This is a genomic window from Ruegeria sp. BG9 (genome assembly GCF_056538305.1).
Window position 1 is genome coordinate 40991 of record NZ_JBQFSY010000010.1, and the last position, 15525, is coordinate 56515.

Sequence of the window (15525 nt, forward strand, 5' to 3'; positions counted from 1 at the left end):
GGAATCGCGTGATTTTTGACGTGACCTTTACGCATCACATCGCTAGAATCGAAGATGGATAGGTAAAGAAAAACACCGCTTTGGCGGAACAAAAATACAGGCGGACAGAGCATGACATTGAATCTTTCGATGCCCGGGCACGACGAACTGAAGCCTCGGATTACAGTATTTGGCGTTGGCGGCGCGGGCGGTAACGCGGTCAACAACATGATTGAAAAGCAGCTGGACGGCGTGGATTTCGTCGTCGCGAACACCGACGCGCAGGCGCTGCAGCAAAGCCAGTCCTCGGCGCGGGTGCAGCTGGGCGTGAAGGTCACCGAAGGTCTGGGGGCAGGGGCCCGTCCGACCGTTGGGGCCGCTGCCGCAGAAGAAAGCATTGAACAGATTGTCGACCATCTGGCGGGCGCACACATGTGCTTCATCACTGCCGGTATGGGCGGTGGCACCGGTACAGGTGCTGCTCCGATCATCGCGCAGGCCGCGCGTGAGCTGGGCGTGCTGACAGTCGGTGTCGTTACCAAACCCTTCCAGTTTGAAGGGGCCAAGCGCATGCGTCAGGCCGAAGACGGCGTTGAGTCGCTGCAAAAGGTCGTCGACACGCTGATCATCATCCCAAACCAAAACCTGTTCCGTTTGGCCAATGAAAAGACGACCTTCACCGAGGCGTTCTCGATGGCGGACGACGTTCTGTATCAGGGCGTTAAGGGTGTGACCGACCTGATGGTCCGTCCGGGTCTGATCAACCTTGACTTCGCGGACGTTCGCGCCGTGATGGATGAGATGGGCAAGGCGATGATGGGTACCGGTGAGGCCACTGGCGAAGATCGCGCCATTCAGGCGGCCGAGAAGGCGATTGCCAACCCGCTGCTGGACGAAATCAGCCTCAAAGGCGCGAAGGGTGTGCTGATCAACATCACCGGATCGCACGACCTGACGCTGTTCGAACTGGACGAAGCCGCCAACCGCATTCGCGAAGAAGTGGACCCCGAGGCGAACATTATCGTTGGCTCGACGCTGGATACCGCAATGGAAGGCGGCATGCGCGTTTCGGTCGTCGCAACCGGCATCGACGCCAGCGAGAAGACCTCGGAAGTTCCGGTCGCGCGCCGTTCGATGTCCGAGCCTTTGACGCGCACCGTTTCTGCTGAAGAGCCGGTGCAGGAAGAGGCACCCGTCGCAGCGGAGGCCACGCCGGTTCAGACCGAAAACCGTGAACCATCACTGTTCGAAGCGGCAGAAGAGCCGGCCCCGAGCCAGTTCCAGCCGCAAGTTGAGCAGGATGATGATGGTCTTCCGCCCCCCGCCTACCAACCGCGCGTGGCCGAGTTCGAGCCGCAGCCGGAACCGGTTGAAGAGACCCCCGAAACCTATACCGCGCCACATCAGTATTCTGCCGGTACCCCCTCGCCCGAGGCGCTGCAACGCCTTCAGGCCGCCGTTCAGAATGTCCCCTCAGCGGCGCAGCGCCTGACGGCCACCCGGCCACAGGAACCGGCCCCTCAGCCGCAGGCAGAACACGAAGAGCGCCCCCGCTTCGGGTTCAATCGTCTGATCGACCGGATGACCGGCCACGCGGCAGATACACCCGCGCAACCGCCGCGTCATCAGCCGCAAATTCGCCAAGCTGACGCTACGGCACCTGTCCAGGAAGAGGCTGATCCGGATCAAGATCGTATCGAAATTCCGGCCTTCCTGCGCCGTCAAGCCAACTGATCGCGGTAACAAAATCATTGCAAAGGGTCGCCAAAAGGCGGCCCTTTATTCATGATTTACAGGATCTTAAATAGCCCTGAGCAGGGTTTTGCCGATCTGTCACATTCATGTTTCATTCAGTTGCAAAGAGTGAGTTGAGCCTGAGGGGCCTCTTCCTTAATTCAGTGTCCAACACAGCCCGTATAGGCTGGACACCACGCTCTGAGGCCCATTTTGCAACATACGCTCAAATCTCCGGTTACGTTTAACGGCGTTGGACTGCATGGCGGTCAGCCTGCAATCATGGTTCTGAAACCGGCAGCCGCCGGTCACGGAATCTGGTTCAAACGGACGGATATTGAGCTGGGCAATGCGTTGATACCTGCAGTCTACGACATGGTCGAGCGTACACCGCTCTGCACCCGCCTGGTGAATGACGCCGGTGTTTCAGTCTCGACTATTGAACATATCATGGCAGCGCTTGCCGGGTGCGGAGTTCACAACGCTCTGATCGAAATTGACGGGCCTGAAGTTCCGATCATGGATGGTTCCTCGATCGACTTTGTGCGTGGCATCATGGCGAAAGGCGTTCGCCGTCAGGCCAGCCCGGTTCTGGCCTACGAAGTGCTGAAGCCTGTAACGGCGTCTCGTGAAGGGGCTAGTGCCTCGATCAAGCCTGCGGACGGGCTGATCATCGACTTCCACATCGATTTCGAGGACGCGGCCATCGGAAGCCAAACGAAAACGCTGGACATGCGCAACGGGTCCTTCGTGCGCGAACTCAGCGATAGCCGCACGTTCTGCCGCAGGATCGACGTCGAAACCATGCGTGAGAACGGCTTGGCTTTGGGCGGGACGCTGGAAAACGCTGTGGTCGTTCAAGGCAGCGAGATTCTGACACCGGGCGGTTTCCGCCACGCGGATGAAGCTGTGCGCCACAAGATGCTGGATGCGCTGGGTGATTTGTATCTGGCTGGTGGCCCGATTCTGGGTCACTTCATCGGCGACAAGTCGGGCCATTCCATGACCAACACGCTGTTGCGCACATTGTTCGAAACACCTGGCGCGGTTCGTCCGATCCTTTGTACCCCCGAGCAGGCCGCCCGTCTGCCCGGTCAGGGCCTTATTGCCGCCGAAATCCCTGCTGTCGCCTAATCTGATCAACTCTGACGACATTTCCGCCAGGAAGTGGATAATGCGTTTTGCACCAGAATTTTCTGTGCTAGACCGAGGCTCGATCCGGTTTGGATCCTGTAAGTAAGACGACTAAGGATGAGCGGTATGGTTGGCAACAAAGCGGCAGTCAGACTCGCAAGTGCGATTCTTCTGGCAGCAGTTTTGAGCGCCTGCGGCAACGGGGGAGGCCTGTTCGGTAGCAAAGGCGCGGATCGGGATCAGAACCTTGAAGGGTTCACACCGGAACAAATCTATACGCGCGGTGAATATGAGCTGTCGCAGAATCGCTCGGACGACGCGGCGTGGTATTTCTCGGAAGTTGAGCGTCTGTATCCATATTCTGATTGGGCCAAACGCGCGCTGATCATGCAGGCGTTTTCGTTCCACGCCGACAAGAATTACGAGGAAAGCCGTGCTGCGGCACAGCGCTATATCGATTTTTACCCAACCGACGAAGATGCGGCTTATGCGCAGTATCTTCTGGCGCTCAGCTATTATGACCAGATTGACGAAGTTGGCCGCGATCAGGGGCTGACTTTTCAGGCCCTGCAAGCGCTGCGCACCGTGATCGAGGTTTATCCGGACAGCGAATACACCACCTCGGCCGTGCTGAAATTCGATCTAGCCTTCGACCATCTGGCGGGCAAGGAGATGGAGATCGGGCGCTATTACCTACGTCAGGATCACTACGTCGCGGCCATCAACCGGTTCCGTGTCGTGGTCGAGGATTTCCAGACCACCTCTCACACCGCAGAGGCGCTTTATCGCCTGATCGAGGCGTATCTGTCCCTCGGCCTGTTTGATGAGGCGCAGACGGCGGGCGCGATCCTGGGCTACAACTACCAATCCTCGGAATGGTATGATGACGGGTACAAGCTGCTGACCTCGCGTGGGTTGGATCTGAAGAGCCGTGGTAACAACTGGCTCAGCACGATCTATCGCCAGACGATCAAAGGTGAGTGGTTGTAATCGCCATGTCATCAGGCTTGGGACGCTAAAGACCCGATGCTGCGCGCCCTCGATATTCGCGACATGCTGATCATTGACCGGCTGGAACTGAGTTTTCAGCCGGGCTTGAACGCGTTGACCGGTGAAACCGGCGCGGGCAAGTCGATCCTTCTGGACTCGCTGGGCTTCGTCCTTGGATGGCGTGGACGGGCTGAGCTGGTCCGCCAAGGCGCTGCACAGGGCGAGGTCGTAGCCGAGTTCGAATTGCCCGAAGGGCATCCCGCCCATGCTGTTCTGTCTGAGGCCGGTTTGCCGGGTGGTGAAGAATTGATCCTGCGCCGCGTCAACACGGCAGAGGGCCGAAAAACCGCTTGGGTCAATGATCGCCGCTGTTCAGGTGAAGTCCTCCGCGCTTTGTCGGAAACACTGATCGAATTGCATGGGCAGCATGATGACCGGGGATTGTTGAACCCTCGTGGGCACCGTGTTCTGCTGGATGACTACGCTCAGGTCTCGGAACTATTGGCCAAGGTCCGTCAGGCGTGGTCGGAGATGTCGCGCAGCCGCAAAGCGCTGGCCGAGACCGAGGCCGCTTTGGCAGCCATGCGCGCTGAAGAGGAATTCCTGCGCCATTCCGTGGCCGAGTTGGACAAGCTCGATCCGCAACCCGGAGAAGACGCTGATCTCGATGCCCGCCGCCGCATGATGCAAGGGGCAGAGCGTATCCGCGACGATGTCGCCCGCGCATTTGATCTGCTGGGTGGTGACGGGGCCGAAGGCGCGATTTCGGATGCGACACGTTGGCTCGAAGGCGTGTCGGACTCTGCAGGTGGCCAGTTGGAGGAGCCGATTGCAGCGCTTGGCCGGGCCATGATCGAATTGGGTGAGGCGCAGGACGGTGTGAACGCCTGCCTGCAGGCGCTGGACTTCAATCCCGCCGACCTAGAAGCCGCCGAGGAGCGTTTGTTCGCCATCCGAGCACTGGCCCGTAAACATGATGTGGCCCCGGATGATTTGGGCACCTTTGCCGATACTCTGCGTGATCGCTTGGGTAAGCTGGATGCGGGCGACGCCGATCTGGCCGACCAACGTGCTGCGGTTGAGGCGGCCCAGGCGACCTATGATGCGGCTGCGGCAGATCTTAGCGCTGCGCGTCTAGCTGCGGCTGGACAATTGGATCAGGCCGTCATGGCGGAGCTTGCACCGCTTAAAATGGAACGCGCGGTTTTTCGGACAGAAGTTACCACGTCCGATCCTGGACCCGAGGGCACCGACGCGGTGGCCTTTACCGTCGCCACCAATCCCGGCGCACCATCGGGGCCGTTGAACAAGATCGCCTCAGGCGGAGAACTCAGCCGTTTTCTGCTGGCATTGAAGGTTTGCCTGTCCGGTGATGACAGTGCCCGGACCATGATTTTTGATGAGATCGACCGGGGTGTGGGCGGTGCGACGGCCGATGCGGTGGGGCGCAGGCTGGCGTCTCTTGCACAGGGCGGGCAGGTTCTGGTCGTCACGCACTCCCCTCAGGTCGCAGCGCGCGCAGCCCATCACTGGCGTGTGCAGAAGCAGGTCACCGATGGCCAGACGCTTTCGACCGTAGTGCCGCTGGCCGAAATAGATCGCGTGGATGAAATTGCCCGCATGGTCTCGGGCGATACGATTACAGAAGAAGCGCGCGCGGCGGCTCGCGCTTTGTTAGAGGCTTAATGCGTCTTTGGCGCAATCTGCTGGCCTGACCGTCGCTATCTTACTTTTCTCAGACCTCGCCGTGGCTTACTAAGGGTTAAGATATGATCCCCGAGAGCCAATGACCCAATCAACCCGCACCGTTCTGCGCAACCAGCTCAATCAGGCTCTGGCCGCGATCAAGGACGCGTTGCGGGTGATGCGTCGCCGGGGGCCAAGCCAGATTCAGTTTTGGTTTATCGCTCTGGCGATTGGGATTGCGGCAGGGTTCATGGCGCTTGGGTTCCGCAAGGCGATCCGGGGGCTGCAGGCTTATATCTACGATACCGAGGATATCCTGCTGCTGCACAGCCACGCTGAGAAGCTGCCTTGGTTCATCGTGCTGATCATTCCGATCATCGGCGGGGTGATCGTGGGGCTAATCCTCACGCGTTTTACCGACGATGGCCGTGTCCGTTCGGTCGCGGATGTGATCGAAGGGGCAGCGGTCAGCGATGGACGTGTCGAGACCAAGGCTGGCGTCGCTTCATTGTTCGCCTCGCTGATCACACTCAGTACAGGCGGCTCCACAGGGCGGGAAGGGCCGGTGGTCCATATGGCCGGGGTCATCTCGACCTGGGTCAGCGACCGCATCCATGCGGACGGAATCACTGGACGCGACCTACTGGGCTGCGCTGTGGCCGCGGCAGTCTCGGCCAGCTTTAACGCGCCCATAGCGGGCGCGCTGTTCGCGCTTGAGGTCGTTCTGCGCCACTTCGCTGTCCACGCTTTTGCACCTATCGTTATTGCCTCGGTCGCAGGGACGGTGATCAACCGTCTGGAATATGGCGACGTCACCGAGTTCACGCTGGATACACCCGGTTCATTGCAATTCTACGTCGAACTGCCTGCCTTCCTTATCCTCGGCCTGATCTGCGGGTTGGTATCCTTGCTTCTTATGCGTTCGATCTTTTTCGCCGAGGATTTCGGCAATCATGTTCAAGCCCGACTTTCCCTACCCGGATGGCTGCGCCCGGCGGTTTCGGGCGCGATGCTGGGCCTTCTGGCGATCTGGTTCCCGCATATCATTGGCGTTGGGTATGAAACGACGATCCGCGCCCTGGCCGGTGATCTGGTGCTGACTACGGCAATCCTGTTTGCGATCCTCAAGACAGTGGCGGTTGCAATTACCATGGGCGGGCGCATGGGCGGAGGCGTGTTTTCGCCTTCTCTGATGATCGGAGCGCTGACCGGGCTGGCCTTTGGGCTGATCGCCACCGGATTGCTTCCGGATGTATCGGGAACCCATACCCTTTACGCTTTTGCCGGAATGGGGGCCGTGGCTGCTGCGGTTCTGGGCGCGCCGATTTCGACCACTTTGATCGTGTTCGAGCTGACCGGAGACTGGCAGATCGGTCTGGCGGTGATGGTATCTGTCTCGATGTCCACCGCCTTGGCCTCGCGCCTTGTGGACCGGTCGTTCTTCCTTACCCAGCTGGAACGTCGCAATGTGCATCTGGCGGCGGGACCACAGGCCTATCTGTTGGCGATGCTGCGTGCTGGAGCGGTAATGCGACCGATTGGCGATGCGCGCTCGATCACCAAGGAGGAAGCGCAGGCGCTGATCGAAAAAGGCCTCTGTGTCAAGGCAAGCGCGACACTCGAGGCGGCGATGCCCTATTTTGACCGCGATGATATTCCTTGTATCCCCGTGATCGTCATGGACGAAAACGGGACAGAGACGCCGGTTGGCGCGCTCTATCACATCGACGTTCTAAAGGCCTATAACCGGGCGCTGGCTGCGACAGCGGCCGAGGAACATTCCTAGCCGTTATACACGCTCGCCGCGTCGCCCAGGTAGTTGTCCCACGCGAACCAATAAGAGATATGCCCGGCCACGCGCGGCAATTGTGTGCCATCCGGTCCGATCAGCATCTCTTCAGACAAGGTCCATTTGCGACCGCTCTCATCGACCAGACCTCCGCCTGATGCTTTGAACCGGTGGCCCGCACGCTCGTAGGCGCGCACTGTCCGGCGGTCTGAGTTGCCGATCAGAACCAAAGGTCGATCCGCGATTGCATCGTTAATCACACGAGTTCTGTCGAAAGCGTCCAGCGGCCAGGCCCGTGCGGCGCCGAACTGGCGGATGGTGAAAATGTAGTCTTTCTGGCGATGCTCGGACTGATCCACCAAAGCTGGGAACATCAACTCGGGCGAGGCGAAATACTCGCGATACACCACGCCCGAGCCATAGTTGCGACGATGCCCGGTGCTGAGTGACAAAACGCGCGTGTCCGGGTGAGAGGTTTTCCAACTGTCCCAGGTCGTGATCACCACGGGGCGCTGCTTCAACTCGATCCCGCTGTCGACCAGCGGGCCGACCACGGGCTTGCCGGTATACTGGTTCCACAGCGAATGCGTCTCGCGGTCGAACATCAGCTTGTTCGAGCGATACAGGAACCCCGAGGAACCGAAGACAAACGGTTTGCGCCGCCCCGGCACCTGCGTCTCAAACAAGATGCCGGACCCGCAGAGGGTGCAATAGGCCAGCGCTACCGGCACGCCACCGATCACCTCGTTGAACATCTCGTGCCAGCCCATGATCCGCAGCGGGTAAGCGCGCACGTCGCCGTTGATCGAAACCCCAAAGACCAGGTCGTCATCTTTCAGATAGTCGGCGTCGGAGGCCGAAATCAGCTTCGGATTGTCCAGCGAAGGGATGCCATCCTTGCGCACGCCGCCCCAAGTGATCTCCTCCAGCCGGATCTTCATCCGCTCGCGCTGCAGGTATTCGGGACGCAGGAACAGGTCGAAATTGTCGTCGATCCGCAGCAGGACCTCGCGCTTGAACGGGATCAATGAAGGGTGTGGGACGATCTGAGGATTCTGCTCTTGCCAGAGCATCCAGTCGAACCAGTCGGTGCCGAGTTGCTCGCCGGTCAGAGTCTCCATCACCTCAACGATATCATCGCGCCGCCGGTCGGTGAAGCGCATGGCGGTCAACAGGGCAGGGACCACATCCGGGCTCCCGCGCTGTACCAGAAAGGCCATCTTGGCTTCGAAATCCGTACGACCGCCGCGCAACGTGCTGTGCAGCGCGTCCAGCACAGGGTCTTCCTGCGCCCAGCTTGTGGCAGGCGCCAGCGCGCTGGCTCCGACCATTCCAACAAATTGGCGACGAGAAACAGGCATGGCACCCTCCGATCCTTTTTCGCGCTTAGTATGAGGGCAAATGTACCGCCTTGCATGAAACGGCTGCGTGATTGGCGCGTGATCACCCGCGATCGTTGATTTGTGGGGAGAGGTCTGAAAAACAGAGAGGGTATTTTCAGAGCAGATTTCCCATGACCAATGCGATGCCTAGCAGTTAGCCGCGTCGCGCGCTTTGGCTGGCATGGGCGCCTCTCCCTCGCACAGTTCACCGCTTTGCCCATTTTCTATGTGTTGGGGTCGGACTTCCTGGGTATGCGTACGATTTTGATCGCACCTCTTTGCTCGCGTCGACACTGGCCGACAAACACTCATGAGGTTTTGGTGGCGGGCGGGCCACTATGGGCTTCTCTTTGAATTGAACACATTGTCTGAAAGTGCGGTGTCTCCTAGCCTGATTGACGAACTTCTCATGAAAGTCACTCTGATTGAGGTTTGGGCATGTCTTACGAACGATTTTCTTGGCTGACAGCGGCGGTTGCGATCTCGATGATTGGAGCTGCCCCATCTCGCGCGCAGGAGGCGCCCTATGTCACTGGCTTTCTCGGTGTTACCGATATGGGCGACTATGATTTTGATTTCTTTCAAACGGTTCCTTCAATCGTGGTCGGTCAAGGCACCATCACAACCGACACTGGAATCTCCTACGGACTGGCCGTCGGAATGAAGGTCGCGCCTAATCTGCGGGCCGAATTCGAACTTTCACACGCCTCGAATGATACAAAGGAAATCGGCCGCCCGTTTACCCAGTACGACGGAAGCTTTGATGCGACATTCGGGATGGTAAACCTCTGGTATGACATCCCGGTGCAGGGCAGGTTCAAGCCCTATATTGGCGGGGGACTTGGGTTTGCGCGGGTTTCCCACGACGGTCAGTCCGGTGCTGGCGTCACATTGGTCGATGACAGTGACACCGCTATTGCAGGGCAATTGGGGTTTGGTGGCCGCTTCCAAGTAGGGGAACGCGGAAACATCGACATCGGGTACCGTTACAAGACGACCGGCGATCTTGATTTCACCACGACCCAAGTGTTCATCCCGACAGATCTCACGGATGGCCGCTACTCGTCGCACTCGCTCATTCTTGGGTACAGCTACAGTTTCTGACAGACGTAACTAAGTAATTCCGGCCCTCAAATCTGTTCGACCTTGATCGAGTCCACCGGGTAGAAAGCCAGATAGTCTTTGAGGCCAGCCGTCTCCTTGCCGGGGGCCTCAAAGCTCCAGGCCGCGTTTTCGGTGACCGAGGACTTGTTCACGATCGAGAAATGCGTGGCATCGCCTTTGTGTGGGCAGTGAATCACCTTGTCTGTACGGTCCAGGAAGGCCATCGCGATGTCAGAACGGGGAAAGTAGATCACGGGTTCCAGATCACCTTCGCGCAGCTCTAGCGCGTTCGAGCTTTCGCCCAGAATGGCCCCACCAGAGCGGACGCTCCATTTGCCGGGTGCTTCGGTGATCGTGATTTCAACCATGTCTTTTCCCTCGTTCTTGTCAGGGCCTCTCCTTTGCCCATTTTATGTGACAGTCTGATGTCAAACTGGCGCAGTTGCGGCATCCAACCACAGTTGAGCGTCCTCGCCCAGCCTTGGCCTGATTTTTTCCGCAACGTCGCGGTGATAACTGTTCAGCCAATCCCGTTCCTGCGCGGTCAGCATGTCGACCAGGATCAGGCGGCGGTCTATGGGCACATAGGTCAACGTGCGCCACTGCAACATGGCCCGTTCCGCATCGCCGTCGGGCAGCGACGGTGCTTCCTCTACGACAATCAGGTTTTCGATCCGGATGCCAAACGCGCCCTCGCGGTAATAGCCGGGTTCGTTCGACAGGATCATACCGGGCTCAAAGGGTACGTGGCTGACGCGCGACAGGCGTTGCGGGCCTTCATGCACGCTCAGATACGCGCCGACACCGTGACCGACGCCGTGGTTGAAGTCCTGCCCCGCCTGCCACAGAGGCGCGCGCGCCACGCATTCGATATCGCGCCCGGCCAGTCCAATTGGCCAGCGCAACATCGACATGGCGATCATGCCTTTCAACACGCGGGTAAAGCAGACCTTTTCGGTCTCTCCGACCTCACCTATTGCGATGGTGCGCGTGATGTCGGTGGTGCCGTCCAGATACTGCCCGCCGCTGTCCAGCACCAACAAATGACCTTCCTGCAAGGTGCTGTCGGTCTCTTCCGTCACGCGGTAATGCATGATCGCCCCGTTGGCGCCGGTTCCGGCGATCGTGTCGAATGAGATATCCTGTAGCGCATTGTCCCGCCGACGGGCTTCTTCCAGCCGGGTCACGACCTGCGTTTCGCTGATCTGCCCCGGCGTTTGCTGATCCAGCCAGAACAGCGTTTCGACGACGGCAACGGCGTCGCGCAGGTGGGCCTCGGCGCTGCCTGCAATCTCGGCCGGGTTTTTGCGAGCCTTGGGCAGGGCGCAAGGGTCGCCTCCATCAACCATCCGGTCCCCAAGCGCATCCGCTACAATTTGAGGCACTGTGCCCGGATCGACCTGAACCTTACCTTCTAGGGCAGCAACGGCGTCCAGAAATCCATCAGGCTGGTGAACCGAAACCTGAGGGCTCAGATGTTCTCCCAGTTCGCCTAGTTTTGCTGCAGCCATGAACAGATCAACACGACCGTCCGCATGTAGAATGGCAAAGCCATGGGCGACCGGGTTGTAAGCAATGTCCGAGCCGCGAATGTTCAACACCCACATGATCGAGTCGGGCAAAGTGATCACCGCCGCACTCCGCCCGCCGTCACGCAGGCTTTCAGCCAGTCGGGTGATTTTGCTCTCAGCGGTTTCCCCTGCAAACTCAATCGGATGTACCTTGACAGGGTTCATCGGTGGGGCGGGCTGATCCTGCCATATCCGGTCCACTAGATTGGCACAGCGCACCAACTCGATCCCGCTTCCCTCAAGGTCCGTCTGCGCGGCTTTGATCTGACCTGCGGAATGAAGCCATGGATCAAATCCGACCGATCCCCCGTTCGGCAACTGCTGTTTCAACCAACTGCTCAGGCTCACATCGGGCCAGGGCACCGGAGTGTAGTCCTCCGCCACCTGCGCCTTGACCTGCGTCCGATAGCGCCCGTCTATGAACACCCCGGCCACGTCCCGCAGGGCGGCGCAAAACCCGGCCGAGCCAGTGAACCCGGTCAGCCAGGCCAGTCGTTCGTCCCGAGGGGCCACATACTCACCCTGATGCGCATCCGCGCGCGGCACCAGAAAACCGTCCAAGCCTTCGCACTCCAGTTCCTGCCGCAAAGCAGCCAATCGCGGAGGTCCTTGTTCGGGCCGTGCTGTCACCTCAAAAGACTGAAACATACCTGCCTCCCTCAAGCCAAAGTGTGGTTTCAAGCCACCTCTTTATCTTTTTGAAAAAATACCCGGCGGAGGCAAGGCCAGCCTCAGCTGGCCCTTTTCATCCCCATCACTCGGGCCCGCGCGCGCGGGTCGCTGTCGAACAAAGCCGCCAACTGTTCGGTCATGGCGCCAGCCAATTGCTCCACATCGGTTATCGTAACCGCACGATCATAGTACCGGGTCACGTCATGCCCGATCCCAATGGCCAACAATTCCACCATCTTGCGCTTTTCGACCATGGCGATCACGTCGCGCAGGTGTTTCTCCAGATAGTTCGCCGGGTTCACACTGAGCGTGGAATCATCGACCGGAGCACCGTCGGAAATTACCATCAGGATCTTACGCGCCTCGCGCCGCGCCAGCATCCGGCGATGGGCCCATTCCAGCGCCTCACCGTCGATGTTTTCCTTCAGCAGCCCTTCCTTCATCATCAGACCAAGATTGGGCCGCGCCCGTCGCCATGGGGCATCGGCACCCTTGTAGATGATATGGCGCAGATCGTTCAGACGTCCCGGCTGTTGCGGGCGGCCTGCATTCAACCAAGCTTCACGGGCCTGACCGCCTTTCCAGGCGCGGGTCGTAAAGCCCAGAATTTCAACCTTCACATTGCAACGTTCCAGCGTCCGGGCCAGAACATCCGCGCAGATGGCCGCAATCGAAATCGGACGCCCCCGCATCGAGCCCGAATTATCAAGAAGCAGAGTCACCACGGTATCTCGGAACTCGGTGTCCTTTTCGACCTTGAAGCTTAAAGGTGTAGTCGGGTTGGCAACCACGCGCGCCAAACGACCGGCGTCCAGAATACCTTCCTCGCGGTCGAATTCCCACGACCGGTTCTGTTGCGCCTGCAAGCGGCGCTGCAACTTGTTGGCCAAGCGGCTGACCGCACCTTTTAACGGTTCAAGCTGCTGATCCAGATAGGCGCGTAGCCGTTCCAGTTCAGCAGGCTCTGCCAAATCCTCGGCCGCGATCTCCTCATCATGGGTGTTCAGGTAGACCTTGTACTCCGGATCAGCCTCGGACGCAGGCGGAGGGGCAGGCGGCTCCAGCGGAGCCTCGCCCTCGGGCATCTCGGCCTCATCCCCCATCTCATCCTCGGCCATCTCGTCCATCGAGACTTGGGCCTGAGATTGATCCTGCTGCTCTTCCTGCGACTGCTCGGGCGTGGCGTCAGGATCCTGTTCCTCCTGATCATCCTGTCCGGTGCTGTCGGGATCGGGCTGCTCTTCGGCGTTTTCCTCGGCCTGATCTTCCTGTTCTTCGTCCAGCTCATCAGGATCATCACCCAGCTGGTCGCCATATCCCAGATCCTTGATCACCTGACGGGTGAACTTGGCAAACTCTGCCTGATCCGAGAGGATTTCGTCGAGCTTCTCAAGCGTGCCGCCGGCCTGTTCCTCGATGTATCCACGCCAGAGGTTCATGACATTATTAGCCGCCGGCGGCAGATCACGCCCGGTGGCCAGATGCCGGATCAGATAGCCCGCAGCAACGGACAAAGGCGCGTCGGCGGGCTGCTTGCACTGGTCATAACCGCGCCGTAGGGCTTCATGGCTAATCTTGACATCAATGTTGGAGGCCGTCCCGGGCATATCCCGCGCGCCCATCGCCTCACACCGGGCGGTTTCCATCGCTTCATAAAGGTCCCGCGCCATGTCTCCCGGCGGTGCATAGCGCATATGGGTCGCGTCATCGTGATAGCGGCGCTGCAAGGCCAAGGCATCGGCGGTTCCGCGCGCCAGCAAAACCTCTTCGCGCGTCATCCGGCGGGATACCTGAGGCAACCGCATGGCCTCGCCCGAAAGGCCTGAGGGATCGACGGTATAGCTTACGGAAAGCTCCGGATCGTCGGCCATGACCTTTGTAGCCTCGGCCAGAGCCTTTTTGAACGGATCAGCAGGGTTGTCGTTCTTTTGTGCCATGTCCCCAAGCCTTTCACATTGCCGTCCCGATTTCCACCAAACAGGAATCCGGATCCGCCTTCATCTGGCTAAAAATACCTCCGCCGGAGGCATTGCGCCCGAAGCGGGCGCTATTCGGCGTCAGTCCAAGCTCACGCTCGCCGCGCTTTCCGGCAGTTCTTCGTCAAAGCAGCGCTGATAGAACTCAGCCACTGTCTGGCGCTCAAGCTCATCGCACTTGTTCAAGAAGGACAGGCGGAACGCATAGCCGACATTGCGGAAAATCTCGGCGTTTTGGGCCCAGTTGATCACGGTCCGTGGGCTCATCACGGTCGATAAGTCGCCGTTCATGAAAGCGGTCCGTGTCAGGTCGGCGACGGTGACCATCTGGCTGACGGTCTTGCGGCCCTCAGCCGTGTTATACAGCGGAGCTTTCGAGAGAACGATCATCGTCTCGGCGTCGTGGCTGAGGTAGTTCAGCGTCGAGACCAGCGACCAGCGGTCCATCTGTGCCTGGTTGATCTGTTGCGTGCCGTGGTACAGGCCGGTGGTATCACCCAGACCCACAGTGTTCGCGGTAGCGAACAGGCGGAAGTTGGGGTTCGGCGTGATGATTTCGTTCTGGTCCAGCAGGGTCAGCTTACCATCATGCTCCAGCACGCGTTGGATCACGAACATCACGTCCGCACGGCCTGCATCGTATTCGTCGAACACGATGGCAACGGGATTGCGCAGCGCCCAGGGCAGGATGCCTTCGTGGAACTCGGTCACCTGCTTGCCGTCCCGCAGCTTGATCGCATCCTTGCCGATCAGGTCGATCCGGCTGATGTGGCTGTCCAGGTTCACACGTACGGCGGGCCAGTTCAGGCGGGCGGCGACCTGTTCGATATGGGTCGACTTACCTGTGCCGTGATAGCCCTGAATCATCACACGACGGTTATGCGCAAAACCTGCCAGGATCGCCAGAGTTGTCTCCGGGTCAAACTTGTAGGTCGGGTCAATCGCAGGCACCCGGTCGCTACGTTCCGCAAAACCTTTGACCGCCATGTCGGTATCAATGCCGAACACGTCACGGACCGAGATCTCTTCGGTGGGTTTTGCGTTGATATCAATCGATCCGTCAGCCATTCGTCTTGTCCTTATCCTTAGGCCCGTCTTGCCGGGTTTGAACCCGTGTGTGGTGCAACATATTCCGACCAAGGGCAAGGGAAAGCCGCGCGCTAAAAACGCTGACAGGATGTTTCTTATCAACTGGCCTTATCTGCCGGAAGGGCGGGGTCGTGTTAGAGTAGCCTTGAGCAAGCGGCTTGGGTTGGGTTCTTCAATAAATCGTCAACCTTATGAAAACCTGATGTCTCTATTCGCGTGGCAACTACGGCAAGTCGCGGTCTGGGCTCGGGCTTGAGTTCCAGCTCAAGGACAAGTTTGAGGGCCCGTTCATTCAATCATCGTTAAGAGGACGCCTCACTCCGAGACGGATTGGGATTAAAATTCACGAAATTATATATTTCTTTGAATGGACCTAACTGAAGGGTAAAATGAGCAAAGTCCGCATGTGTAATGGGCTT

11 protein-coding genes are annotated in these 15525 nt (G+C 59.1%); 6 read left to right on the plus strand and 5 right to left on the minus strand.

What is annotated here, in order from left to right; genetic code table 11:
- Window positions 1-111 precede the first annotated feature (111 nt).
- From ftsZ to ACR0I8_RS17325, 5 genes are all read left to right on the plus strand, one after another.
- The gene (ftsZ, locus tag ACR0I8_RS17305) at window positions 112-1713 is read left to right on the plus strand and encodes a cell division protein FtsZ (protein ID WP_170691869.1); all 1602 of its coding nucleotides are present in this window, start codon (window positions 112-114) and stop codon (window positions 1711-1713) included.
- 213 nt (window positions 1714-1926) lie between these two features.
- A complete protein-coding gene (lpxC, locus tag ACR0I8_RS17310) occupies window positions 1927-2847 on the plus strand; it encodes a UDP-3-O-acyl-N-acetylglucosamine deacetylase (protein WP_170691871.1) in 921 nt (306 codons plus the stop codon).
- Between the two features lie 126 nt (window positions 2848-2973).
- Window positions 2974-3837: an outer membrane protein assembly factor BamD gene (locus tag ACR0I8_RS17315; protein WP_170375015.1), complete on the plus strand. Its 864-nt coding sequence runs from the start codon at window positions 2974-2976 to the stop codon at window positions 3835-3837.
- Between the two features lie 36 nt (window positions 3838-3873).
- Window positions 3874-5523: a DNA repair protein RecN gene (gene recN, locus ACR0I8_RS17320; protein WP_170691873.1), complete on the plus strand. Its 1650-nt coding sequence runs from the start codon at window positions 3874-3876 to the stop codon at window positions 5521-5523.
- Window positions 5524-5623: 100 nt separating this feature from the next.
- A complete protein-coding gene (locus ACR0I8_RS17325) occupies window positions 5624-7309 on the plus strand; it encodes a chloride channel protein (RefSeq protein ID WP_170691875.1) in 1686 nt (561 codons plus the stop codon).
- On the opposite strand, the gene ACR0I8_RS17330 is transcribed toward ACR0I8_RS17325, so the two are convergent.
- Entirely contained in the window at window positions 7306-8673 is a 1368-nt protein-coding gene (locus tag ACR0I8_RS17330; protein WP_170691877.1) for a DUF3179 domain-containing protein, read from the minus strand. The genes ACR0I8_RS17325 and ACR0I8_RS17330 overlap by 4 nt on opposite strands.
- A gap of 459 nt (window positions 8674-9132) precedes the next feature.
- On the opposite strand from ACR0I8_RS17330, the gene ACR0I8_RS17335 reads away from it, so the two are divergent.
- Window positions 9133-9798, plus strand: coding sequence for an outer membrane beta-barrel protein (locus ACR0I8_RS17335; RefSeq protein ID WP_170467984.1), 666 nt, complete (start codon window positions 9133-9135; stop codon window positions 9796-9798).
- 26 nt (window positions 9799-9824) lie between these two features.
- On the opposite strand, the gene ACR0I8_RS17340 is transcribed toward ACR0I8_RS17335, so the two are convergent.
- From ACR0I8_RS17340 to cobS, 4 genes are all read right to left on the minus strand, one after another.
- The gene (locus ACR0I8_RS17340; protein WP_170375024.1) at window positions 9825-10166 is read right to left on the minus strand and encodes a DUF427 domain-containing protein; all 342 of its coding nucleotides are present in this window, start codon (window positions 10164-10166) and stop codon (window positions 9825-9827) included.
- 60 nt (window positions 10167-10226) lie between these two features.
- A complete protein-coding gene (locus ACR0I8_RS17345; protein ID WP_170691879.1) occupies window positions 10227-12017 on the minus strand; it encodes an aminopeptidase P family protein in 1791 nt (596 codons plus the stop codon).
- Between the two features lie 83 nt (window positions 12018-12100).
- The gene (gene cobT / locus ACR0I8_RS17350) at window positions 12101-13978 is read right to left on the minus strand and encodes a cobaltochelatase subunit CobT (protein WP_170643028.1); all 1878 of its coding nucleotides are present in this window, start codon (window positions 13976-13978) and stop codon (window positions 12101-12103) included.
- Between the two features lie 120 nt (window positions 13979-14098).
- Window positions 14099-15085, minus strand: a complete 987-nt coding sequence (gene cobS, locus ACR0I8_RS17355) for a cobaltochelatase subunit CobS (RefSeq protein WP_170691881.1) — start codon at window positions 15083-15085, stop codon at window positions 14099-14101.
- Window positions 15086-15525 lie beyond the last annotated feature (440 nt).

Coding starts and splice junctions, on each gene's coding strand:
- ACR0I8_RS17330 (WP_170691877.1), bottom strand. CDS start 8,673: ATGCCTGTTTCTCGTCGCCAATTTGTTGGAATGGTCGGAGCCAGCGCG.
- ACR0I8_RS17315 (WP_170375015.1), top strand. CDS start 2,974: ATGGTTGGCAACAAAGCGGCAGTCAGACTCGCAAGTGCGATTCTTCTG.
- cobS (WP_170691881.1), bottom strand. CDS start 15,085: ATGGCTGACGGATCGATTGATATCAACGCAAAACCCACCGAAGAGATC.
- cobT (WP_170643028.1), bottom strand. CDS start 13,978: ATGGCACAAAAGAACGACAACCCTGCTGATCCGTTCAAAAAGGCTCTG.
- recN (WP_170691873.1), top strand. CDS start 3,874: ATGCTGCGCGCCCTCGATATTCGCGACATGCTGATCATTGACCGGCTG.
- ACR0I8_RS17340 (WP_170375024.1), bottom strand. CDS start 10,166: ATGGTTGAAATCACGATCACCGAAGCACCCGGCAAATGGAGCGTCCGC.
- ACR0I8_RS17345 (WP_170691879.1), bottom strand. CDS start 12,017: ATGTTTCAGTCTTTTGAGGTGACAGCACGGCCCGAACAAGGACCTCCG.
- ftsZ (WP_170691869.1), top strand. CDS start 112: ATGACATTGAATCTTTCGATGCCCGGGCACGACGAACTGAAGCCTCGG.
- ACR0I8_RS17335 (WP_170467984.1), top strand. CDS start 9,133: ATGTCTTACGAACGATTTTCTTGGCTGACAGCGGCGGTTGCGATCTCG.
- ACR0I8_RS17325 (WP_170691875.1), top strand. CDS start 5,624: ATGACCCAATCAACCCGCACCGTTCTGCGCAACCAGCTCAATCAGGCT.